The 16,943-nt window shown below is 74.3% G+C and carries 14 protein-coding genes; 9 read left to right on the top strand and 5 right to left on the bottom strand.

Features of this window, described 5'->3' with window-relative positions; all coding sequences use genetic code 11:
• Positions 1-84: 84 nt before the first annotated feature.
• A complete protein-coding gene (locus tag ACFUEL_RS17720) occupies positions 85-906 on the bottom strand; it encodes an SAM-dependent methyltransferase (RefSeq protein WP_380237213.1) in 822 nt (273 codons plus the stop codon).
• A 313-nt stretch (positions 907-1,219) separates the two neighbouring features.
• On the opposite strand from ACFUEL_RS17720, the gene ACFUEL_RS17715 reads away from it, so the two are divergent.
• The gene (locus ACFUEL_RS17715; protein ID WP_380237212.1) at positions 1,220-1,855 is read left to right on the top strand and encodes a sigma factor-like helix-turn-helix DNA-binding protein; all 636 of its coding nucleotides are present in this window, start codon (positions 1,220-1,222) and stop codon (positions 1,853-1,855) included.
• A gap of 115 nt (positions 1,856-1,970) precedes the next feature.
• The gene (locus ACFUEL_RS17710; RefSeq protein ID WP_380237211.1) at positions 1,971-2,603 is read left to right on the top strand and encodes a hypothetical protein; all 633 of its coding nucleotides are present in this window, start codon (positions 1,971-1,973) and stop codon (positions 2,601-2,603) included.
• A 15-nt stretch (positions 2,604-2,618) separates the two neighbouring features.
• Here ACFUEL_RS17710 and ACFUEL_RS17705 read toward each other — a convergent pair whose 3' ends face one another.
• Complete coding sequence (locus ACFUEL_RS17705; RefSeq protein WP_380237210.1) at positions 2,619-3,212, bottom strand: AAA family ATPase; 594 nt, start codon at positions 3,210-3,212, stop codon at positions 2,619-2,621.
• Positions 3,213-3,430: 218 nt separating this feature from the next.
• Here ACFUEL_RS17705 and ACFUEL_RS17700 point away from each other — a divergent pair, with 218 nt between their 5' ends.
• The 3 genes from ACFUEL_RS17700 (at position 3,431) to ACFUEL_RS17690 (ending at position 9,181) form a co-directional block, all read left to right on the top strand.
• Positions 3,431-3,955: a hypothetical protein gene (locus ACFUEL_RS17700; protein ID WP_380237208.1), complete on the top strand. Its 525-nt coding sequence runs from the start codon at positions 3,431-3,433 to the stop codon at positions 3,953-3,955.
• Positions 3,956-4,144: 189 nt separating this feature from the next.
• Positions 4,145-6,292: a M4 family metallopeptidase gene (locus tag ACFUEL_RS17695; protein ID WP_380237207.1), complete on the top strand. Its 2,148-nt coding sequence runs from the start codon at positions 4,145-4,147 to the stop codon at positions 6,290-6,292.
• Between the two features lie 123 nt (positions 6,293-6,415).
• On the top strand, positions 6,416-9,181 hold the full coding sequence (locus tag ACFUEL_RS17690) for an AAA family ATPase (protein WP_380237206.1): 2,766 nt from the start codon (positions 6,416-6,418) through the stop codon (positions 9,179-9,181).
• Positions 9,182-9,217: 36 nt separating this feature from the next.
• Here ACFUEL_RS17690 and ACFUEL_RS17685 read toward each other — a convergent pair whose 3' ends face one another.
• Together ACFUEL_RS17685 and ACFUEL_RS17680 are read right to left on the bottom strand one after the other, a co-directional pair.
• On the bottom strand, positions 9,218-9,760 hold the full coding sequence (locus tag ACFUEL_RS17685) for an MOSC domain-containing protein (RefSeq protein ID WP_380237214.1): 543 nt from the start codon (positions 9,758-9,760) through the stop codon (positions 9,218-9,220).
• A 48-nt stretch (positions 9,761-9,808) separates the two neighbouring features.
• Positions 9,809-10,759 (bottom strand): LysR family transcriptional regulator, encoded by a 951-nt coding sequence (locus ACFUEL_RS17680; RefSeq protein ID WP_380237204.1) that lies wholly within the window; start codon positions 10,757-10,759, stop codon positions 9,809-9,811.
• Positions 10,760-10,843: 84 nt separating this feature from the next.
• Between ACFUEL_RS17680 and ACFUEL_RS17675 the strand changes: the two genes are divergently transcribed.
• The 3 genes from ACFUEL_RS17675 to ACFUEL_RS17665 are packed head-to-tail and all read left to right on the top strand — an operon-like array spanning position 10,844 to position 14,282.
• A complete protein-coding gene (locus ACFUEL_RS17675; RefSeq protein ID WP_380237203.1) occupies positions 10,844-11,584 on the top strand; it encodes a succinate dehydrogenase cytochrome b subunit in 741 nt (246 codons plus the stop codon).
• Positions 11,585-11,613: 29 nt separating this feature from the next.
• Positions 11,614-13,557 (top strand): fumarate reductase/succinate dehydrogenase flavoprotein subunit, encoded by a 1,944-nt coding sequence (locus tag ACFUEL_RS17670; RefSeq protein WP_380237202.1) that lies wholly within the window; start codon positions 11,614-11,616, stop codon positions 13,555-13,557.
• Positions 13,554-14,282, top strand: coding sequence for a succinate dehydrogenase/fumarate reductase iron-sulfur subunit (locus ACFUEL_RS17665; RefSeq protein ID WP_380237201.1), 729 nt, complete (start codon positions 13,554-13,556; stop codon positions 14,280-14,282). The genes ACFUEL_RS17670 and ACFUEL_RS17665 overlap by 4 nt, the downstream gene beginning before the upstream one ends.
• 52 nt (positions 14,283-14,334) lie before the next feature.
• Here the strand turns inward: ACFUEL_RS17665 and ACFUEL_RS17660 are convergent, their stop codons facing one another.
• A complete protein-coding gene (locus tag ACFUEL_RS17660; RefSeq protein WP_380237200.1) occupies positions 14,335-15,333 on the bottom strand; it encodes an Lrp/AsnC family transcriptional regulator in 999 nt (332 codons plus the stop codon).
• 121 nt (positions 15,334-15,454) lie between these two features.
• Here ACFUEL_RS17660 and ACFUEL_RS17655 point away from each other — a divergent pair.
• Positions 15,455-16,943: MFS transporter (locus ACFUEL_RS17655; protein WP_380237199.1), on the top strand; the 1,489-nt coding region annotated here is incomplete at its 3' end.

Genomic DNA, 16,943 nt, shown 5'->3' with positions numbered 1-16,943 from the left:
CGCTGGAGCGGATCGCGGGCCGCGCCGTGCGGGCCCGGTCGTCCGGCTTCGGGGCCGGGAGCGCGGTCGGGAGCGCGGTCGGTCTCAGGGGCGGATGGCGACGGCGCCGTAGCAGGAGGCGCCGGCGTCGGTGATGTGCTCGGTGTCGTCGTCGCCGTCGGGGGAGGGGTTCCAGCGGGGGGTGGCGACGATGCCGGGGTCGAGGATGTCCCAGCCGGTGAAGAAGCGGCCGAACTCCTCGCTGGTGCAGGCCGCGACGGGGGTGCCGGCCGCGGTGTAGACCTGGATCAGCCGGGCGGTCTCGTCGGGGGCGAAGTCGGGCGTGAGGTGGCTCATCACCAGGGCGGAGCCGCTGGGCAGCCGGGCCTTGAGGCCCTCGGTGATCCGGTGCGCCCGGTCGGGGACGAAGTGCAGCAGGGCGTTCATGCTGAGCGCGATCGGCCGGTCGAAGTCGAGGGTGCGGGCGGCGGCCTCCAGCAGGGCGTCGGGTTCGCGCACGTCGGCCTGGACGTAGGCGGTGACGCCCTGTTCGGTGCCGCGCAGCAGGGCCTGGGCGTGCAGCAGGACGATCGGGTCGTTGTCGGCGTAGACCACCGCGGCGTCCGGCGCGACCCGCTGGGCGACCTCGTGCAGGTTCGGGGAGGTGGGGATGCCGGTGCCGATGTCGAGGAACTGGCGGATGCCCGCCTCGGCGAGCCGGCGGGTGGTGCGGCGCATGAAGGCGCGGTTGGCGCGGGCGGCGGAACGGGCGTAGGGGAAGACGGCCAGGGCGCGGCCGGCGGCCTCCCGGTCGGCCGGGAAGTTGGTGGTGCCGCCCAGGTAGAAGTCGTACATGCGGGCCGAGTGCGCCAGGTGGATGTCGAGGCTGACCTCGACCTCGCCGGTCCGCTCGGGTGCGTCTGCCATGGTTCCCCCCTGATCATCCGTCAGTGCGTCCCCACTATGCCCACACGTACGAACGGACAATCAAGGGTCCGGGGCGCGGCCGGTGCGGAGTTCCGGTGAACCGGTCGGAAACGGTCGTGAGCGGTCGGGAACGGTCAGGGCTCCGAATAGGCAGGTTTTCGGCTAGAGCGACTTATGTCTGATCTTGAAACCTCTTGTGCCGGATTAGCATCTCGGTACCTCATGCGCCTTAATGTTCCTTCAGGGGACGCGAGTTCCCACGGCGGTGCCGGGCCGGCCGTCGGCGCGGTGGCGCTGGGGAGGAGTTGGGTGCGTGACGTCACAGGGCAACGAGTTCGCTTCCCGCGCGGACGGGGACGGCCCCGGGAGCGACTGGACGGCGGGGGACCGGCAGCGCCTGACGTTCGACGCGTTCTGCGACACCCACCACCGGACGTGGACCGGCTTCGCGGGCACCCGGCTGCACGACGGCGCCGCGCACGAGGCGGTGGAGACCGCGAAGGGCCGGGTCTGGCGGGAGTGGCCGCGCATCCTGCGCGAGCAGTTCCCGGCGTTCCAGGCGTGGACGATCCTCAAGGAGGAGGTGGGCGCGGCCCTGCTGCGGCGGATGATGGACGGCGGACCGCCGCCGGCGCCGGAGCCGGTCCCGCCCTGGGTCCGCGCGGTGCGGGCCACCGCCGAGCGGGCGCGCCACCTGCCGGAGACCGGCGCCAGCCACGAGCAGTTGTACGCTGCGTTGTGCGGGCTGTCCGAACGGCGCCACGACGTCGTCGTGCTGCGCTACCTGCTCGGCCTGACGGACGCCCAGATCGCCGACTGCCTGGCCACCACGGAGGGCAACGTGCGCTCCACCGCGGGCCAGGCCCTCGACCGGCTGGCCACGGCCCTCGGCGGCCGCGCCGGCCGCGGCGGGCGGTACGAGCGGTACGAGCAGGACGGACGGCAGTAGGGGCAGGACGGACGGTAGGGGCGGGACGGACGGTACGGGCGGGACGGATGAGCGGGCGGCACCGACGAAGAGACGGCACCGACGAGGGAGCGGCACCGATGGACGGGGAGCAGCGATGAGCGCCGGACGCGACGGTCTCCACTCGCCCACCCGGACGTCCCGGCCGCGCCCCGACGACTCCGGCGTGTCCTGGGAGCGGATGCTGACCGCGCCGCGCCCCTTCCCCTCCGAGCACCTGCAGGCCGCCCACGAACTCGACCTCGCCACCAGCCTGGTCCTGGCGATGCCGACCGCCGCCGCCTCGCTGGACCTGCTGGTCAACGACCGGCGGATCCACCCCGAGGGCGCCCTCGTCCTGGGCGCGCTGCTGCACGCCGCGCACCACCGCGACGGCGCCCAGTTCTGGTGGCAGTTCGCGGCCGGCGGCGGCTCCTACACCGCGGCGTCCTGCCTGAGCCTGCTGCACCGCAGCCTCGGCGAGTTCCTGGACGCCGAGGTCTGGCGCCGCCAGGCCGAGGCGCTGGCGGCCGGCCCGCGCACCCCGCAGCGGGTGCTGGGCTTCCGGGACGCGCTGCTCCCGGCCGGGGTGCTGGCCGAGCTCCTCACCCTGTGCCACGAGGGCCTGGACGTGAAGCTCCCGCCCCGGCTGGCCGCCGTGATCCACCAGCTCCCGGTCGACTGCGACGACCCCGAGTACGGCGAACTGCCGCAGGTCAGCAGCAGTTTGGTCCGCGACCTGGCCAGGTGAGGCCCCGGCCCGCGCTCAGTACTGCTGGACGACCCGCTCGCCCTCGCCCACGGGCTCCTCGAAGGCGTCGAAGTAGCGCCGCAGGGTCTCCGCGGAGACGGTGACGCTGTTGGCGCCCTCACTCCGGTTGCGGACGGCGAGGCGGCGCAGCAGGACCGGCAGTTCGGCCCGCAGCCGGATCAACTCCCAGCGGCAGCCGTGCCGTTCGACCAGCGCCTTGTAGCGGTCCCGGGTGCTCCGCCGCCAGAAGCTGTAGTCGACCACCACCGGGCGGCGGGCCTCCAGCAGCCGGACGAGCTCCTGCCACAGCTCCTCCTCGGCCTCCGCCTTGAGGCGCTCGTACACCGCCGGGTCCAGCCGCGCCGGGTCGTGGCCGATCCGGGCCCACACCACCTCGTCGATCGACAGCCGGACGAAGCCGCGCCGCTCCAGGGCCTTCGCGCAGGTGCTCTTGCCCGAGCCGGGCAGGCCGCACATCAGCACGACCAGGCCGGGCTCCGTCCCGTCCAGATCGGGCAGCAGGTCGGGCAGCAGATCCGGCAGCAGGTCCGGCGGCAGGTCGGGCGGCAGGTCCGGCAGCAGGTCCGGCGGCAGGTTCGCTTCGTCCACGCCGGTCACCCTAGGACGCCAGCCCCGGTGCCGGACACCCGTTTTCGCCGTCGGCGGCACCGCGTACCATCGGGCGCATAGACGACACCGCACCCCCTCGCAGCCTCCCGGCCGGGCTCACCCGCCGGGCCCGTTCCTTCGTCGACATCCACGGTGTCCGGACGGACCGGCCCCCCGTCGACCGCTCCTGGTGGCGCGGGCACGGCGTTCCGGAGGACGTGATCGACCGGATGGCCGCCTTCGACCGTTCCTGGGGCGGCCTGGTGCTCCCCCCGGCCAACGACTACGAGGGCGGCCCCAAGCCCTTCTTCCCGGACGTGCCGGAACAGGACGAGGAGGGCTGGTGGTTCATGGCGGGCGACCAGCGCACCTCGGTTCCGTTCGCGTTCTACCTCGGCCCCGACGACGAGTTCTGCCTGCTCGGCGACGGGCGCAGCGTCCGGCTGCACGCGAGCGTCGAGGGCTGGGTGGAGTCCCAGGCCCTCGCCCACCACGCCCGCCTGTGGGCCCGGCGGGTCAGCAAGCTGCACGGCGCCGACGCAGACGGGCTCGACCTGGCCGGCTTCGAACCCGTCCCCGAGGTCCGGGGGTTGGCCGACACCTGGTGGCGCGGCGCCGACTCGCTGGTCGAGGTCCACCGCGGCGAGCACGAGCTGTTCGCGGCCCCCGGCGCAAGCCCGTACGACCTCTCCCGCACCGCCTTCGTCTACGAGGGCCTGGACGAGTGGGGGCTCACCGGCTGACGGCCGCCCGCCCCTGGGGGAGGGCGCGGCGCACCCTTGACCGGCCCTTGCCAAGTCGGCGAGGGCATGTCGCGGGGGTGCTCCGCGGTCCTAGCGTCCTGCCGCCGAGCTGAAACCGGCCGCGACGCCACACCCCATCGGTGCCGCCGGCCGTCCCCCATCAACCCCGGCTCGGTGGGAGGAAACCCGATGAACCGCAAGACCGCTCTGGCGGCAGCTGTTGCGGCCGCCCTCACCCTGGGCACCGTGGCAGTGGCGAGTTCCCAGTCCCCCGCACTGGCCAGCGGCACCACCGCGAACGGTGCCGGCTTCCAGGCGATGACCTCGGTGGGTCGCGCCGCGGTCCTGGAGCAGGCGGAGAAGGACGCCAAGGGGCTCGCCAAGAGCCTGGGCCTCGGGCCGGACGAGCGCCTGCTGCCCAAGGACGTGCTGGTCGACAACGACGGCGCGCGGCACGTGCGCTACGACCGCACCTACCGCGGGCTGCCGGTGGTCGGCGGCGACCTGGTCGTGCACTACGGCAAGAACGGCAAGGTCACCTCGACCACCTGGGCCCACGAGGGCGCGATCAAGGTGGCGGGCGTGACGCCGAAGCTGACCGGCAAGGACGCCACGGCCACCGCCGTGCGCAGCGCCAAGCACGTCAAGCAGGCCCGCACCACCCACCTCGACACCAGCCAGCTGGTGGTCTGGGCGGTCGGCAAGGTCCCGGTGCTGGCCTACCGCAACACCGTCACCGGTGCCGGCGAAGCGGGCGCCGACTCCCGCGAGGCCGTCCTGGTGGACGCCGCCAGCGGCGCGGTGCTGGACCAGTACGAGGTCAACCAGACGATCTCCGGCACCGGCAACGGCGTCAACGTCGGCCAGGTCTCCATCGAGACCAGCCAGGGCGGCAGCGGCTACACGCTGACCGACGCGCTGCACGGCTCCACGATCGTCTACGACTCGTACAACAGCCCGCAGTCGAACCCGGCGCAGAACGCCCGGACGTTCTCCAAGTCGACCAACACCTGGGGCAACGGCTCCACCTCGAGCCGGGAGAGCGCCGCCGTCGACGCCTCCTACGGCCTGGCCAAGACCTGGGACTTCTACAAGAACACCTTCAACCGCTCCGGCATCCGCAACGACGGCCGCGGCGCCCCCGCGTACGTGCACGTGGACAACCAGCTGCTGAACGCGTTCTACGACGACTCCTGCTTCTGCATGTCCTTCGGCGACGGCTCCTCGCAGAACGGCAACACGCCGCTGACCGCGCTGGACGTCTCCGGCCACGAGATGAGCCACGGCGTCACCGCCGCCACCGCCAACCTGAACTACTCCGGCGAGTCCGGCGGCCTGAACGAGGCCACCTCCGACATCTTCGGCACCATGGTGGAGTTCTACGCCAACAACAGCACCGACCCCGGTGACTACTACATCGGCGAGAAGCTCCGGATGGGCAACGGCTACCTGCGCCGGATGGACAACCCGGCCGCCGACGGCTCCTCGCTGTCCTGCTACAGCAGCCGGGCCGGCCAGGTCGACGTGCACTACTCCTCCGGCATCGCCAACCACTTCTTCTACCTGACCGCCGAGGGCACCGGCGCCAAGACCATCGGCGGCCTGCCGCACAACGGCACCCCGTGCAACGGCGACAGCTTCAACGGCATCGGCAAGGACAAGGCCGCGGCGATCTGGTACCGCGCCCTGTCCACCTACATGACCTCCACCACCAACTACTCCTCGGCGCGCACCGCGACCCTGCAGGCCGCCGCCGACCTGTACGGCAGCAACTCGCAGGAGCGGTACATCGTCTCCAAGGCGTGGGCCGCCGTCTCGCTCGGCACCGCGCTGCCCGACCCGGGCGGCAACCAGTCGCCGACGCCCACCCCCACCTCCTCGCCCACCGGCAACCCCAACCCGGGCAACGCGCTGACCAACGGGAACTTCGAGCAGGGCGCCACCGGCTGGACGCAGAGCGCCAACGACATCACCAACTCCACCCAGCAGCAGGCCCACGGCGGCTCCTGGTACGCCTGGATGATGGGCTACGGCTCCGCCGCGAGCGAGACCCTCTCGCAGAGCAGCGTCGCGGTGCCCGCCGGCAGCCCCAGGCTCACCTTCTGGCTGAAGGTCACCACCCAGGAGTCCGGCTCCACCGCCTACGACACGCTCAAGGTCAGCGCCAACGGCCAGACCCTGGCGACGTACTCCAACGCCAACGCCTCCTCCGGCTACGTGCAGAAGACCGTCGACCTGAGCGCCTTCGCGGGCCAGAGCGTCAACCTCCAGTTCACCGGCCAGGAGGACGCCTACCTGTCCACGGTCTTCCTGATCGACGACGTCAGCGTCGGCTGACCGGAGGCTCTCCTGAAGTCCCCAACGATCAAGCCTTAAAAGGGACTTAACAGCGGGTCGCGAGGGTGTCGTGTTCATGCGACACCCTCGCGCAGCCGGTTCGGAGGCGGCACACTGACCGCCATGACCGGCATCCTCCCCGGCCCGGCCGGATCCGCCACCACCCCGGCGGACCCGACCGAGCCCCCACTCGTCGACCGCGCCCACCTGCTCGCCGAGATCCGCACCGCGCTCACCGCCACCGGCGGCGTCCTGCTGCACGGACCGGCCGGGATCGGGAAGACCGCGCTGCTCGACGCACTCGCCCAGGACGCCGGACCGGCGGGCAGCACCGTCCTGCGCAGCAGCCCCACCGCCGCCGAGGCCGACCTGCCGCACCTCGCCCTGATCGACCTGCTCGGCGAAGCCCTCCCCGGCCTCGCCGAGGACCTGCCCGACCACCTGCGCCAGGCCCTGGAGTGCGCGCTGCTGCACCGCGCCCCCCAACCCGGCGCCCCCACCGACCCGCTGGCCGTCCGGGTGGCCGTCCTGGAGGCCCTGCGCCGGCTCGCCCAGCGCGGCCCCGTCCTCGTCCTGCTCGACGACACCCAGTGGCTCGACGAGGCCAGCCGCCAGGTCATCGCCTTCACCGCCCGCCGGCTGACCGACCGCCACGTCCGCTTCGCCGTCACCGAACGCACCGAACACGCCGACGCCGCACCCGAGATGGGCGCGCTCTGCCCGCCCGCCGCCCGCGAGATCGCCGTCGGACCGCTCGGCGAACGCGGCACCGGCGCCCTGCTGCGCGAACGGCTCGGCCTGCGCCTCAGCGGACTCACCCTCACCCGCGTGCACACCGTCAGCGGCGGAAACCCCTACTACGCCCTGGAGTTGGGCCGCTCACTGGCCGGCGGCGGCAGCGAGAGCGCCCTCGCCGCCGACCCCGCCCGCCCGCTCGACGTCCCGCACCGGCTGCGCGCCCTGGTCTCCGCCCGGCTCGGCGAACTCCCCGACGCCGCACGGCAGTCGCTCACCGTGCTGGCCGCCGCCCGGACCGGCACCGGCCTGCCCGCCACCGTCACCGAACCGCTCGCCGCCGCCCGCCGCCACGGCATCGTCCAGCAGAGCCCGGCCGGCCCGCCCCAGTTCAGCCACCCCCTGGTCGCCGAGGTCGTGCTCGCCGACGCCACCCCCGCCGCCCTGCGCGACGCCCACCGGCTGCTCGCCCACCTCGCCGCCGACCCGGTCGAGCAGGTCCGCCACCAGGCCCTCGCCGCCGACGCCCCCGACCCGCACCTCGCCTCCCGGCTGCACCGTGCCGCCGACACCGCGCTCACCCGCGGCGCCCCCGGCACCGCCGCCGAACTGCTCCGCCTCGCCGCCGAGCACACCCCCGACCCCGACACCGCCGGACGCCGCCTGCTCGCCGCCGCCCGCAACGCCGCCGCCGCCGGCCTGCCCGACCTCGCCCGCGCCTGCGGCGAACGCCTCGCCGACGCCCCCGCCGCCGACGTCCGGGTGCACGCCCGGCTGCTGCTCGCCCGGCTGCTCGGCCCCGACCACCCCGGCGCCGAACCCCTGCTCGCCGCCGCCGCCGAGGACACCGGCGGCCACCCCGCCCTCACCGCCGCCGTCCACCAGGAACGCGCCGTCCGCGCCCTGCACCGCGGCGACCGCGCCGAAGGGCTCGCCGAACTCGCCACCGCCGAGAAGCACGCCGACCAGGCCGACGACCCCGACCTGCTGGTCGAACTCCTCGCCCAGCGCGCCCCGCTGACCCTGCTCACCGACCCCGCCCTCGGCCTGGCCCAACTCGAACGCGGCTGCCGCCTCGCCGCCGGACGGCCCCCCACCGCCGCCGCCGTGTTCTGCCGCGAAGGACTCGCCGTCGCCGCCCTGCGCAGCGGCGACCTGCCCCGCGCCGTCGCCGAGGTCGAAGCCCTGCGCGCCGAGGTCGAAGCCGCCGGCCGCACCGAGGACCTCGCCAACGTCCTCTACATCTCCGCCTCCGTCTACGAACGCGCCGGCCGCTGCACCGAGGCGTACGCCGCCGGCCGCGCCGCCCACGACCTGCGCGAACGCATCGAACCCAGCCCCGGACCGGCCCGGGTGCTGGGCGGCGCCGCCGAGCTCAACGGCGGCACCGCCGACCGCGCCGCCCACCTGCTCGACTCCGCGATCCGCGCCGCCGAGAGCGACCACGACCGCGAATGGCTCGCCTACGCCCACGGACTGCGCGGCCGGGTCGAACTCCTGCGCGGCAACCACCCGGCCGCCGCCGAACACCTCACCCAGTGCCGACTCCTGCTGCGCCACATGGAGTTCACCGATCCCGCGTTCTTCCTGGTGGACGCCGACCTGGCCGAGGCGCTCGCCCTCTCCGGCCGCCCCGAGGAGGCCGCCGCCACCCTCGCCGACGCCCGCGAACGCGCCACCCGGCTCGGCCGCGACGTCCTCGCCCTCGGCCTGCACCGCGCCGAGGCCCACCTCACCGCCGCCACCGACCCCCGCCGCGCCGCCGACACGCTGCGCGCGCACCTCCCCGACACCCACCCCTACCCCCTCGAACTCGCCCGCGCCCACCTCGCCCTCGGCGCCCTGGAACGCCGCGCCCGCCGCCGCGCCGCTGCCCGCACCGCCCTCCAGGAGGCGCACACCCGCTACGCCGCCGCCGGCTGCCTGCCCTGGCAGCAGCACGCCGCCGCGGCCCTCGCCGCCCTCGACGCCCTGGAGGCCGACCCCACCCCCATGCAGCAGCAGATCCTGGCCCTGATCCGCGCCGGCGCCACCAACCGCGAGATCGCCGCCCGCCTGCACCTCTCGGTCAAGGCGGTGGAGGCCAACCTGACCCGCCTCTACCGCCAGTACGGCGTCCGGGGACGGGCCGAACTGGCCCGCCACCGGGACTGACCCCGCCCGCGGGGGCGGGGTACGGCTCCGCGGTGCTCAGACCCGGTCGAGCGGCCGGTGCGGCTCGGGCGGCAGGGTGACGGTGACGCCGTCGCCGGGGCGGATCTCGCCGCCGGAGCGGACCACGCCCATGATCCCCGCCTTGCGGACCACGGCCCCGCTCTCGTCCCGCCCCACCACCTGCTTGAGCAGCCCGTGCCGGAAGTTGTCGATCTGCGCGCACGGGTTGCGCAGCCCGGTCACCTCGACCACCGCCGCGTCCCCGTCCGCGTCCCCGAACCGCAGCAGCGCCCCGACCGGCAGGCCGAGCAGGTCCACGCCGCGGGTGGTGACGTTCTCGCCCAACTGCCCCGGTTCGACGGTGAATCCGGCCTCCGCCAGCTCCTCGAACAGCTCGGCGTGCATCAGGTGCACCTGCCGCAGGTTCGGCTGGGTCGGGTCCTGCGCGACCCGGGAGCGGTGCTTCACCGTCACCCCGGCGTGCACGTCCCCCTCGACCCCGAGGCCCTCCAGCAGCCGGATCCCCTCCCGGTTCGGCTTCGTGAAGGAGTACTCCCCGTTGCTGCTGACCGCAACCACGCTCCCGGTCACCCGGACCACCTCTCGTCGTACCGATGTTCCGTGCACTCACCCTATAGGTGCGGCCCCGCCGGGGTCGGGGGTGGGGAGCAGCCGGGTGCCCGGGGGCAGCGAGTCGGTGCGGTCGGCCTCGCGGAGGTAGGCGAGCAGCGTCCCGCGGAAGGCGTCCGCGGCGCGGGTGAGCGGCAGGTCGCGGCCGTGCGCGAGGGCGATGGTGCGGCCGAGGCCGGGCGGGGCGAAGGGGGTGCTGGGCAGCGCGGCGCTGGCGGCGACCATGCCGGGCACGACCGCGGGGCCCAGGCCGGCCCGGACGGCGGCCAGCACGGCGTCCATCTCGCCGCCCTCGACCGCGTACGAGGGCTCGAACCCGGCCGCCCGGCAGGCCGCCAGGGTGGTCTCGCGGACGTCGTAGCCCTCGCGGAACATCACGAGCCCGCGGTCGCGCAGGTCGGTGATCCGGGCCCGGCGGCGGGGGAGCGGCGCGGCGGAGACCAGCACCAGGTCCTCGTGCAGCAGCGGGGTGACGGCCGGCGGGTCGGCGGCGGCGGAGCCGGGGGTGATCACCAGGGCGAGGTCCAGCTCCCCGGCCTCCAGGTCGCGGACCAGGTCGCGCGAGCCGCCCTCGGTCAGCCGCAGGTCGACGCCGGGGTGCCGGGCCCGGTACGCGCGCAGCACCTGCGGGACCAGGCTGGCGCACAGCGAGGGCGGCGCCCCGAAGCGGACCCGCCCGCGGCGCAGCTGCACCGTCTCGGCGACGGCCCGCCGGGCGCTGTCCGCGTCGGCCAGGATGCGGCGGGCCAGCGGCAGCAGCGCCTCGCCGGCGTCGGTCAGGGTCGTCCCGGAGCGCGAGCGGTGGAACAGTTCGGCACCCAACTCCCGTTCCAGGGCGCGGATCTGCTGGGACAGCGAGGGCTGCGAGACGTGGCTCAGCTCGGCGGCCCGGGTGAAGTGCCGGGCGTCGGCGACCGCGACGAAGTAGGCGAGCTGCTGCAACTGCACACCAGCCATCATAGGCACTGCCTATCGCCACCAGCGCTTCCATGTCTTGGACACCCGTGACACGCCCGGCCTACGGTCATGGTCATGGCTCCTGCTACCCGGACAACCCGGACGGATCGGACGACCCGGACCCAAGCCCCCGGCCGGCACCCGTCCTCCCTGGCGTCGCTGTGGCGCAGCTCCGTCGGCAAGAAGGCGGTGATGGCGGTCAGCGGCCTGCTGATGCTGGCCTACCTGGTCGCCCACATGCTCGGCAACCTCAAGGTGTTCTTCGGCCCGGACGACATCAACGGCTACGCGCACTGGCTGCGCACCATCGGCGAGCCCTTCCTGCACCACGGCTGGTTCCTCTGGCTGGCCCGGCTGGTCCTGCTGGCGGCCGTGCTCGCCCACGGCACCGCCGCCTACCAGCTCTCCCGCCGCGACCTGCGGGCCCGCCCGGTGCAGTACGCGCACCGGCGGCAGCGGGCCACCTACGCCACCCGGACGATGCGCTGGGGCGGGGTGATCCTCGGGCTGTTCGTCGTCTGGCACATCCTCGACCTGACCACCCTCACGGTGAACCCGGCCGCCGAGGAGGGCCACCCGTACCAGAACATCGTCGCCTCCTTCTCGACCTGGTACTCGGGCGCGGTCTACTGCCTGGCGATGCTGGCGCTCGGCCTGCACGTGCGGCACGGGTTCTGGAGCGCCGCGCAGACCCTCGGCGTCAACAACCCGCGCCGGGACCGGGCGCTGAAGCTCGCCGCGAACGGGCTGGCGCTGCTGCTGACCGCCGGGTTCCTGTCGGTGCCATTGGCCGTGATGACCGGACTGGTCCGATGAACCACCACCACCCCACCGGGAGCACGCCCATGAGCTACCTCGACTACACCCTGGGCGAGCCGGTCACCGACACCGCCGCCCCGGCCGGGCCGATCGAACAGCGCTGGGAGCGGCGGCGGTTCGAGGCCAAGCTGGTCAACCCGGCCAACCGCCGCAAGCACACCGTGATCGTGGTCGGCACCGGCCTGGCCGGCGGCGCGGCCGGCGCCACGCTGGCCGAACAGGGCTACCGCGTCGTCCAGTTCTGCTTCCAGGACTCCCCGCGCCGCGCCCACTCGATCGCCGCGCAGGGCGGCATCAACGCGGCCAAGAACTACCGCAACGACGGCGACTCGGTGCGCCGGCTGTTCTACGACACCGTCAAGGGCGGCGACTTCCGGGCCCGCGAGTCCAACGTGCACCGCCTGGCCGAGGTCTCGGTGGAGATCATCGACCAGTGCGTGGCCCAGGGCGTCCCGTTCGCCCGCGAGTACGGCGGCCTGCTCGACACCCGCTCCTTCGGCGGCGTCCAGGTCTCCCGCACCTTCTACGCCCGCGGCCAGACCGGCCAGCAGCTGCTGCTCGGCGCCTACCAGGCGCTGTCCCGGCAGATCGCCGCCGGGAACGTCGAGATGCACCCGCGCACCGAGATGCTCGACCTGCTGGTCGTCGACGGCCGGGCCCGCGGCATCGTCGCCCGCGACCTGGTCACCGGCGAGATCCGCTCCTACACCGCGGACGCCGTGGTGCTCGCCACCGGCGGCTACGGCAACGTCTTCTACCTCTCCACCAACGCCAAGAACTCCAACGCGACGGCGATCTGGCGGGCCCACCGGCGCGGCGCCCTGTTCGCCAACCCGTGCTTCACCCAGATCCACCCGACCTGCATCCCGCGCTCCGGCGACCACCAGTCCAAGCTGACCCTGATGAGCGAGTCGCTGCGCAACGACGGCCGGATCTGGGTCCCGAAGGCGAAGGGCGACACCCGCCCGGCGGCGCAGATCCCCGAGGACGAGCGGGACTACTACCTGGAGCGGATCTACCCGGCGTTCGGCAACCTGGTGCCCCGCGACATCGCCTCCCGGGCCGCCAAGGTGGTCTGCGACGAGGGCCGCGGTGTCGGCCCCGGCGGGCAGGGCGTCTACCTGGACTTCGCCGACGCGATCGCCCGGCTCGGCCGGGACGCCGTCGAGGCCAAGTACGGCAACCTGTTCGAGATGTACCAGCGGATCACCGCCGAGGACCCGTACACCGTCCCGATGCGGATCTACCCGGCGATCCACTACACGATGGGCGGCCTGTGGGTCGACTACGACCTGCAGACCACGATCCCCGGCCTGTTCGCGATCGGCGAGGCCAACTTCTCCGACCACGGCGCCAACCGGCTCGGCGCCAGCGCCCTGATGCAGGGCCTCGCCGACGGCTACTTCGTGCTGCCGCCCACCCTCAACGACTACCTGGGCCGCACCGGGCTGGACGCCGTCCCCGCCGACCACCCCGAACTCGCCGCCGTGGAGGGCGAGTCCGCCGACCGGCTGCGGCGGATCCTGGCCGTCGACGGCGACCGCACCCCCGACTCCTTCCACCGCGAACTCGGCGAACTCCTGTGGGAGGAGTGCGGAATGGCCCGCGACGAGGCCGGACTGCGCCGCGCGCTCGCCCGGATCCCGGAGATCCGGGACGAGTTCTGGCGCCGGATCAAGGTGCCCGGCACCGGCGAGGAGCTCAACCAGGCGCTGGAGAAGGCCAACCGGCTGGTCGACTACTTCGAACTCGCCGAACTCATGTGCCTGGACGCGCTCCACCGCGCCGAATCCTGCGGCGGCCACTTCCGCACCGAGTCCGCCACCGCCGAGGGCGAGGCCGCCCGCCGCGACGAGGAGTTCGGCTACGCCGCCGCCTGGGAGTTCACCGGCACCGGCACCGCCCCCGTCCTGCACAAGGAAGAGCTCGTCTTCGAGCACGTCCACCCCACCCAGCGGAGCTACGCGTGAACCTCACCCTGCGCATCTGGCGCCAGCAAGGCCCGGACACCCCGGGCGAGATGACCGAGTACCGGGTCTCCGGGATCAGCGAGGACATGTCCTTCCTGGAGATGCTCGACACCCTCAACGAGGAACTCATCCTGCGCGGCGAGCGCCCGGTCGCCTTCGACCACGACTGCCGCGAGGGCATCTGCGGCGCCTGCGGCATGGTCATCAACGGCCGGGCCCACGGCCCCGAACGCACCACCACCTGCCAACTGCACATGCGGCACTTCGCCGACGGCGACACCATCGACGTCGAACCCTGGCGGGCCGGCGCCTTCCCGGTCGTCCGCGACCTGGTGGTGGACCGCTCCGCCCTGGACCGGATCATCGGCTCCGGCGGCTACGTCACCGCCCCCACCGGCTCCGCCCCCGAGGCGCACGCCACCCCCGTCCCCAAGGAGGCCGCCGACCTGGCCTTCGAACACGCCGAGTGCATCGGCTGCGGGGCCTGCGTCGCCGCCTGCCCCAACGGCTCCGCGATGCTGTTCACCGCCGCCAAGGTCGTCCACCTCAACGTGCTCCCGCAGGGCGCCCCCGAACGCGCCTCCCGGGTGCGGAACATGGTGGAGACCATGGACGCGGAGGGCTTCGGCGGCTGCACCAACACCGGCGAGTGCGCCACCGCCTGCCCCAAGGGCATCCCGCTGACCGGGATCTCCCGGCTCAACCGCGAGTTCCTGCGGAGCTGACCGGGCCGGGCCCGCCCGCCGGGTCCGCCCGCCGCCCCGCCGCCCCCGCCGCTCAGATGTCGCGCGGGGCGGACAGCGGCAGCGGGCCCGGCCCCTTGACGATCCGGATGGTCGGCGCCGTCTCTACGTGCTGCACCCCGCGCAGCGCCGCCACCCGGGTGGTCAGGTACCCGTACAGCTCCTGCACGCCGCGGGTGATCACCACCGCGTGCAGGTTGCTCGGACCGGTCGTCGCGCAGGCGTACGCCACCTCCGGGTGCTCGGCCAACGCCGCACCGGCGGAAGCGAGTTCGGCGGGCACCACGTTCAGCCACAGCCAGGTGTGGGTGCGCAGCCCGAAGATCCGCCAGTCCACGTCCAGGTCGAAGTACAGCACGCCGGACGCGGCCAGCTCCTCCAGCCGGCGGCGCACCGTGCTCTCCGACTTCCCGCAGGCGGCCGCCAGTTCGGCCGGCGGCGTCCGCCCGTCCACCGCCAGCGCGGCCAGCAGCCGGCGGTCCGCCGCGTCCAACTCCGGCACGGCGCAGCCGGGTTCGGCGGCCCGCGGGCCGGCCGCGGTGAGCGCCGCGACCTGCTCGGCGGTCAGCGCACCGGACTTCACCGCCAGGTTCTGCGCCCCGCCGAAGAAGGTGTGCAGCACGCAGTGCGCCGCCACGCCCAGCACGCTCGGCGTGCGCGGCAGGTGCTGGAGCAGCAGCGAGTGGTCCGAGCGGTCCGGCGGGGTGCGGGTCGAACAGGCGATCTCGGTGCCGCCCGAGTTCAGCGACACCCACACGGTGTCCTCCCGCCGGGCCAGCGCGGCCGCCACCGCCCCCGCCGAGTCCGGCGTGCAGCGCACCCGCAACTGCCAGCGCACCTCGCCCAGCCGCTCCGGATCGCTCAGCCCCAGCACCCGGACCGCCCCCGCCCCGCGCAGCCGCCCGTACCGGCGCGCCACCGTCTGGTCGGACACCCCCAGCACCGCCGCCAGCCGGCTGAACGCCGCCCGCGGGGCCAGCTGCAGCGCGTGCACCAGCTGCCGGTCGATCAGGTCGTACGTGTCGGATCCCACCGCTCCAGGATAGCCAGAGTCGGAAAACGCCGGTAACGGCGCACCGGCTAGGGAAAACCCGCACCGGGGCCGGAGAGTACGGGAGAACGAGCAACCCCGCCCCGGAAGGACGACCCGACCCGTGCGCAAGTGGACACCCCTCACGGCGATCTGCGTCGGCGCGTTCATGCTGCTGGTCGACACCAGCATCGTGAACACCGCGCTGCCCGAGATGTCCGAGGACCTGCACTCCACCTTCACCGCCCTGCAGTGGGTGGTCGACGTGTACGCCCTCACCCTCGCCGCCCTGCTGATGGCCTTCGGCTCGCTCGGCGACCGCCTCGGCCACCGCCGCCTCTACCTGGCCGGCCTCGCCGTCTTCGGCCTCGCCTCGCTGGCCTGCGCGCTCGCCCCCGGCGCCGGCCCCCTGATCGCCGCCCGCGCCGTCCAGGGCGTCGGCGCCGCCGCCATGATGACCTCCACCACCACCCTGCTGAACGCCGCCTACCGGGGCCGCGACCGGGGCACCGCGTTCGGCGTCTGGGGCGCCGTCAACGGCGCCGCGGCCGCCGCCGGACCGGTCCTCGGCGGGCTGCTCACCCAGCAGTTCGGCTGGCGCTCGGTCTTCCTGGTCAACCTGCCGATCGCCGCCCTGGCCGGCCGGCTCACCGTCCGCCGGCTCGCCGCCGACCCCGTCCGCACCGCCCGCCCCGCCGGACGCCCCGACCTGCCCGGCGCCGCCGCGTTCACCCTGTTCGCCGCCGCCCTCGTCTACGGCCTGATCGAGAGCGGCGAACGCGGCTGGAGCGACCCGCTGGTGCTCGCCGTCCTGGCCGCCGCCGCGCTCGCCCTCGCCGTCTTCGCCACCGTCGAACTGCGCACCGCCCACCCGCTGCTGGACCTCACCCTGCTGCGCAACCCCGCCTTCGCCGGACTCGCCGCCGCCGGACTGCTGCTCACCGCCGCCGCCTTCGCCCAGCTCACCTACACCGGCCTGTGGCTCCAGCAGGTCCTCCACCTCGGCCCGCTGAGCGCCGGACTCGCCGTCTGCCCGCTCGCCGCCGCCGCGTTCGTCACCGCCCCGCTCGGCACCCGGCTGCTGCGCGGCGCGCCCCCGCGGCTGCCGATCGCCCTCGGCCTGGCCCTGATCGGCGCCGGCACCCCGCTGCTCGTCCTGGTCTCGCCCGGCTCCGGCTGGACGGCCCTGCTGCCCGGCCTGCTGGTCACCGGCACCGGCGTCGGCCTGGCCACCCCGCAGATGATGTCCGCCGCCCTCGCCACCGTCCCGCGCGAACGCGCCGGCATGGCCTCCGGCGCCTTCAACACCGCCCGCCAACTCGGCTTCGCCCTGGGCATCGCCGTCCTCGGCACCGTCTTCCAGAACACCCTGCGCGACCGGGGCGGCGCCGACCCCCGGCACGCCTACCCCGCCGCCCTCGACCACGTCTACCTGACCGCCGGCGCGGCCGGCCTGGCCGCCACCGTGCTGGTCGTCCTGCTGGTCCGCCACCGCCCGGCGGCGCCGAACGCCCCGGCGGAGCCCGTGCCCGTGCCCGCGCCCGACCGGGAAGGCGCGGCTCGGCCCTCCGCGGAGCCTGTGCGAGCGGCCGCACCGCCCGGCGGTCGGGGGG

Source organism: Kitasatospora sp. NPDC057198 (assembly GCF_042670125.1).
Lineage (GTDB): Bacteria > Actinomycetota > Actinomycetes > Streptomycetales > Streptomycetaceae > Kitasatospora.
The sequence above is the reverse complement of the archived record's forward strand: the minus strand, read 5'-3'. Positions and strand labels throughout refer to the sequence as shown.

Excerpts from the sequence above, each read along its gene's own strand:
- ACFUEL_RS17690 (WP_380237206.1), top strand. The coding sequence starts at position 6,416 with ATGACCGGCATCCTCCCCGGCCCGGCCGGATCCGCCACCACCCCGGCG.
- ACFUEL_RS17695 (WP_380237207.1), top strand. The coding sequence starts at position 4,145 with ATGAACCGCAAGACCGCTCTGGCGGCAGCTGTTGCGGCCGCCCTCACC.
- ACFUEL_RS17675 (WP_380237203.1), top strand. The coding sequence starts at position 10,844 with ATGGCTCCTGCTACCCGGACAACCCGGACGGATCGGACGACCCGGACC.
- ACFUEL_RS17710 (WP_380237211.1), top strand. The coding sequence starts at position 1,971 with ATGAGCGCCGGACGCGACGGTCTCCACTCGCCCACCCGGACGTCCCGG.
- ACFUEL_RS17670 (WP_380237202.1), top strand. The coding sequence starts at position 11,614 with ATGAGCTACCTCGACTACACCCTGGGCGAGCCGGTCACCGACACCGCC.
- ACFUEL_RS17720 (WP_380237213.1), bottom strand. The coding sequence starts at position 906 with ATGGCAGACGCACCCGAGCGGACCGGCGAGGTCGAGGTCAGCCTCGAC.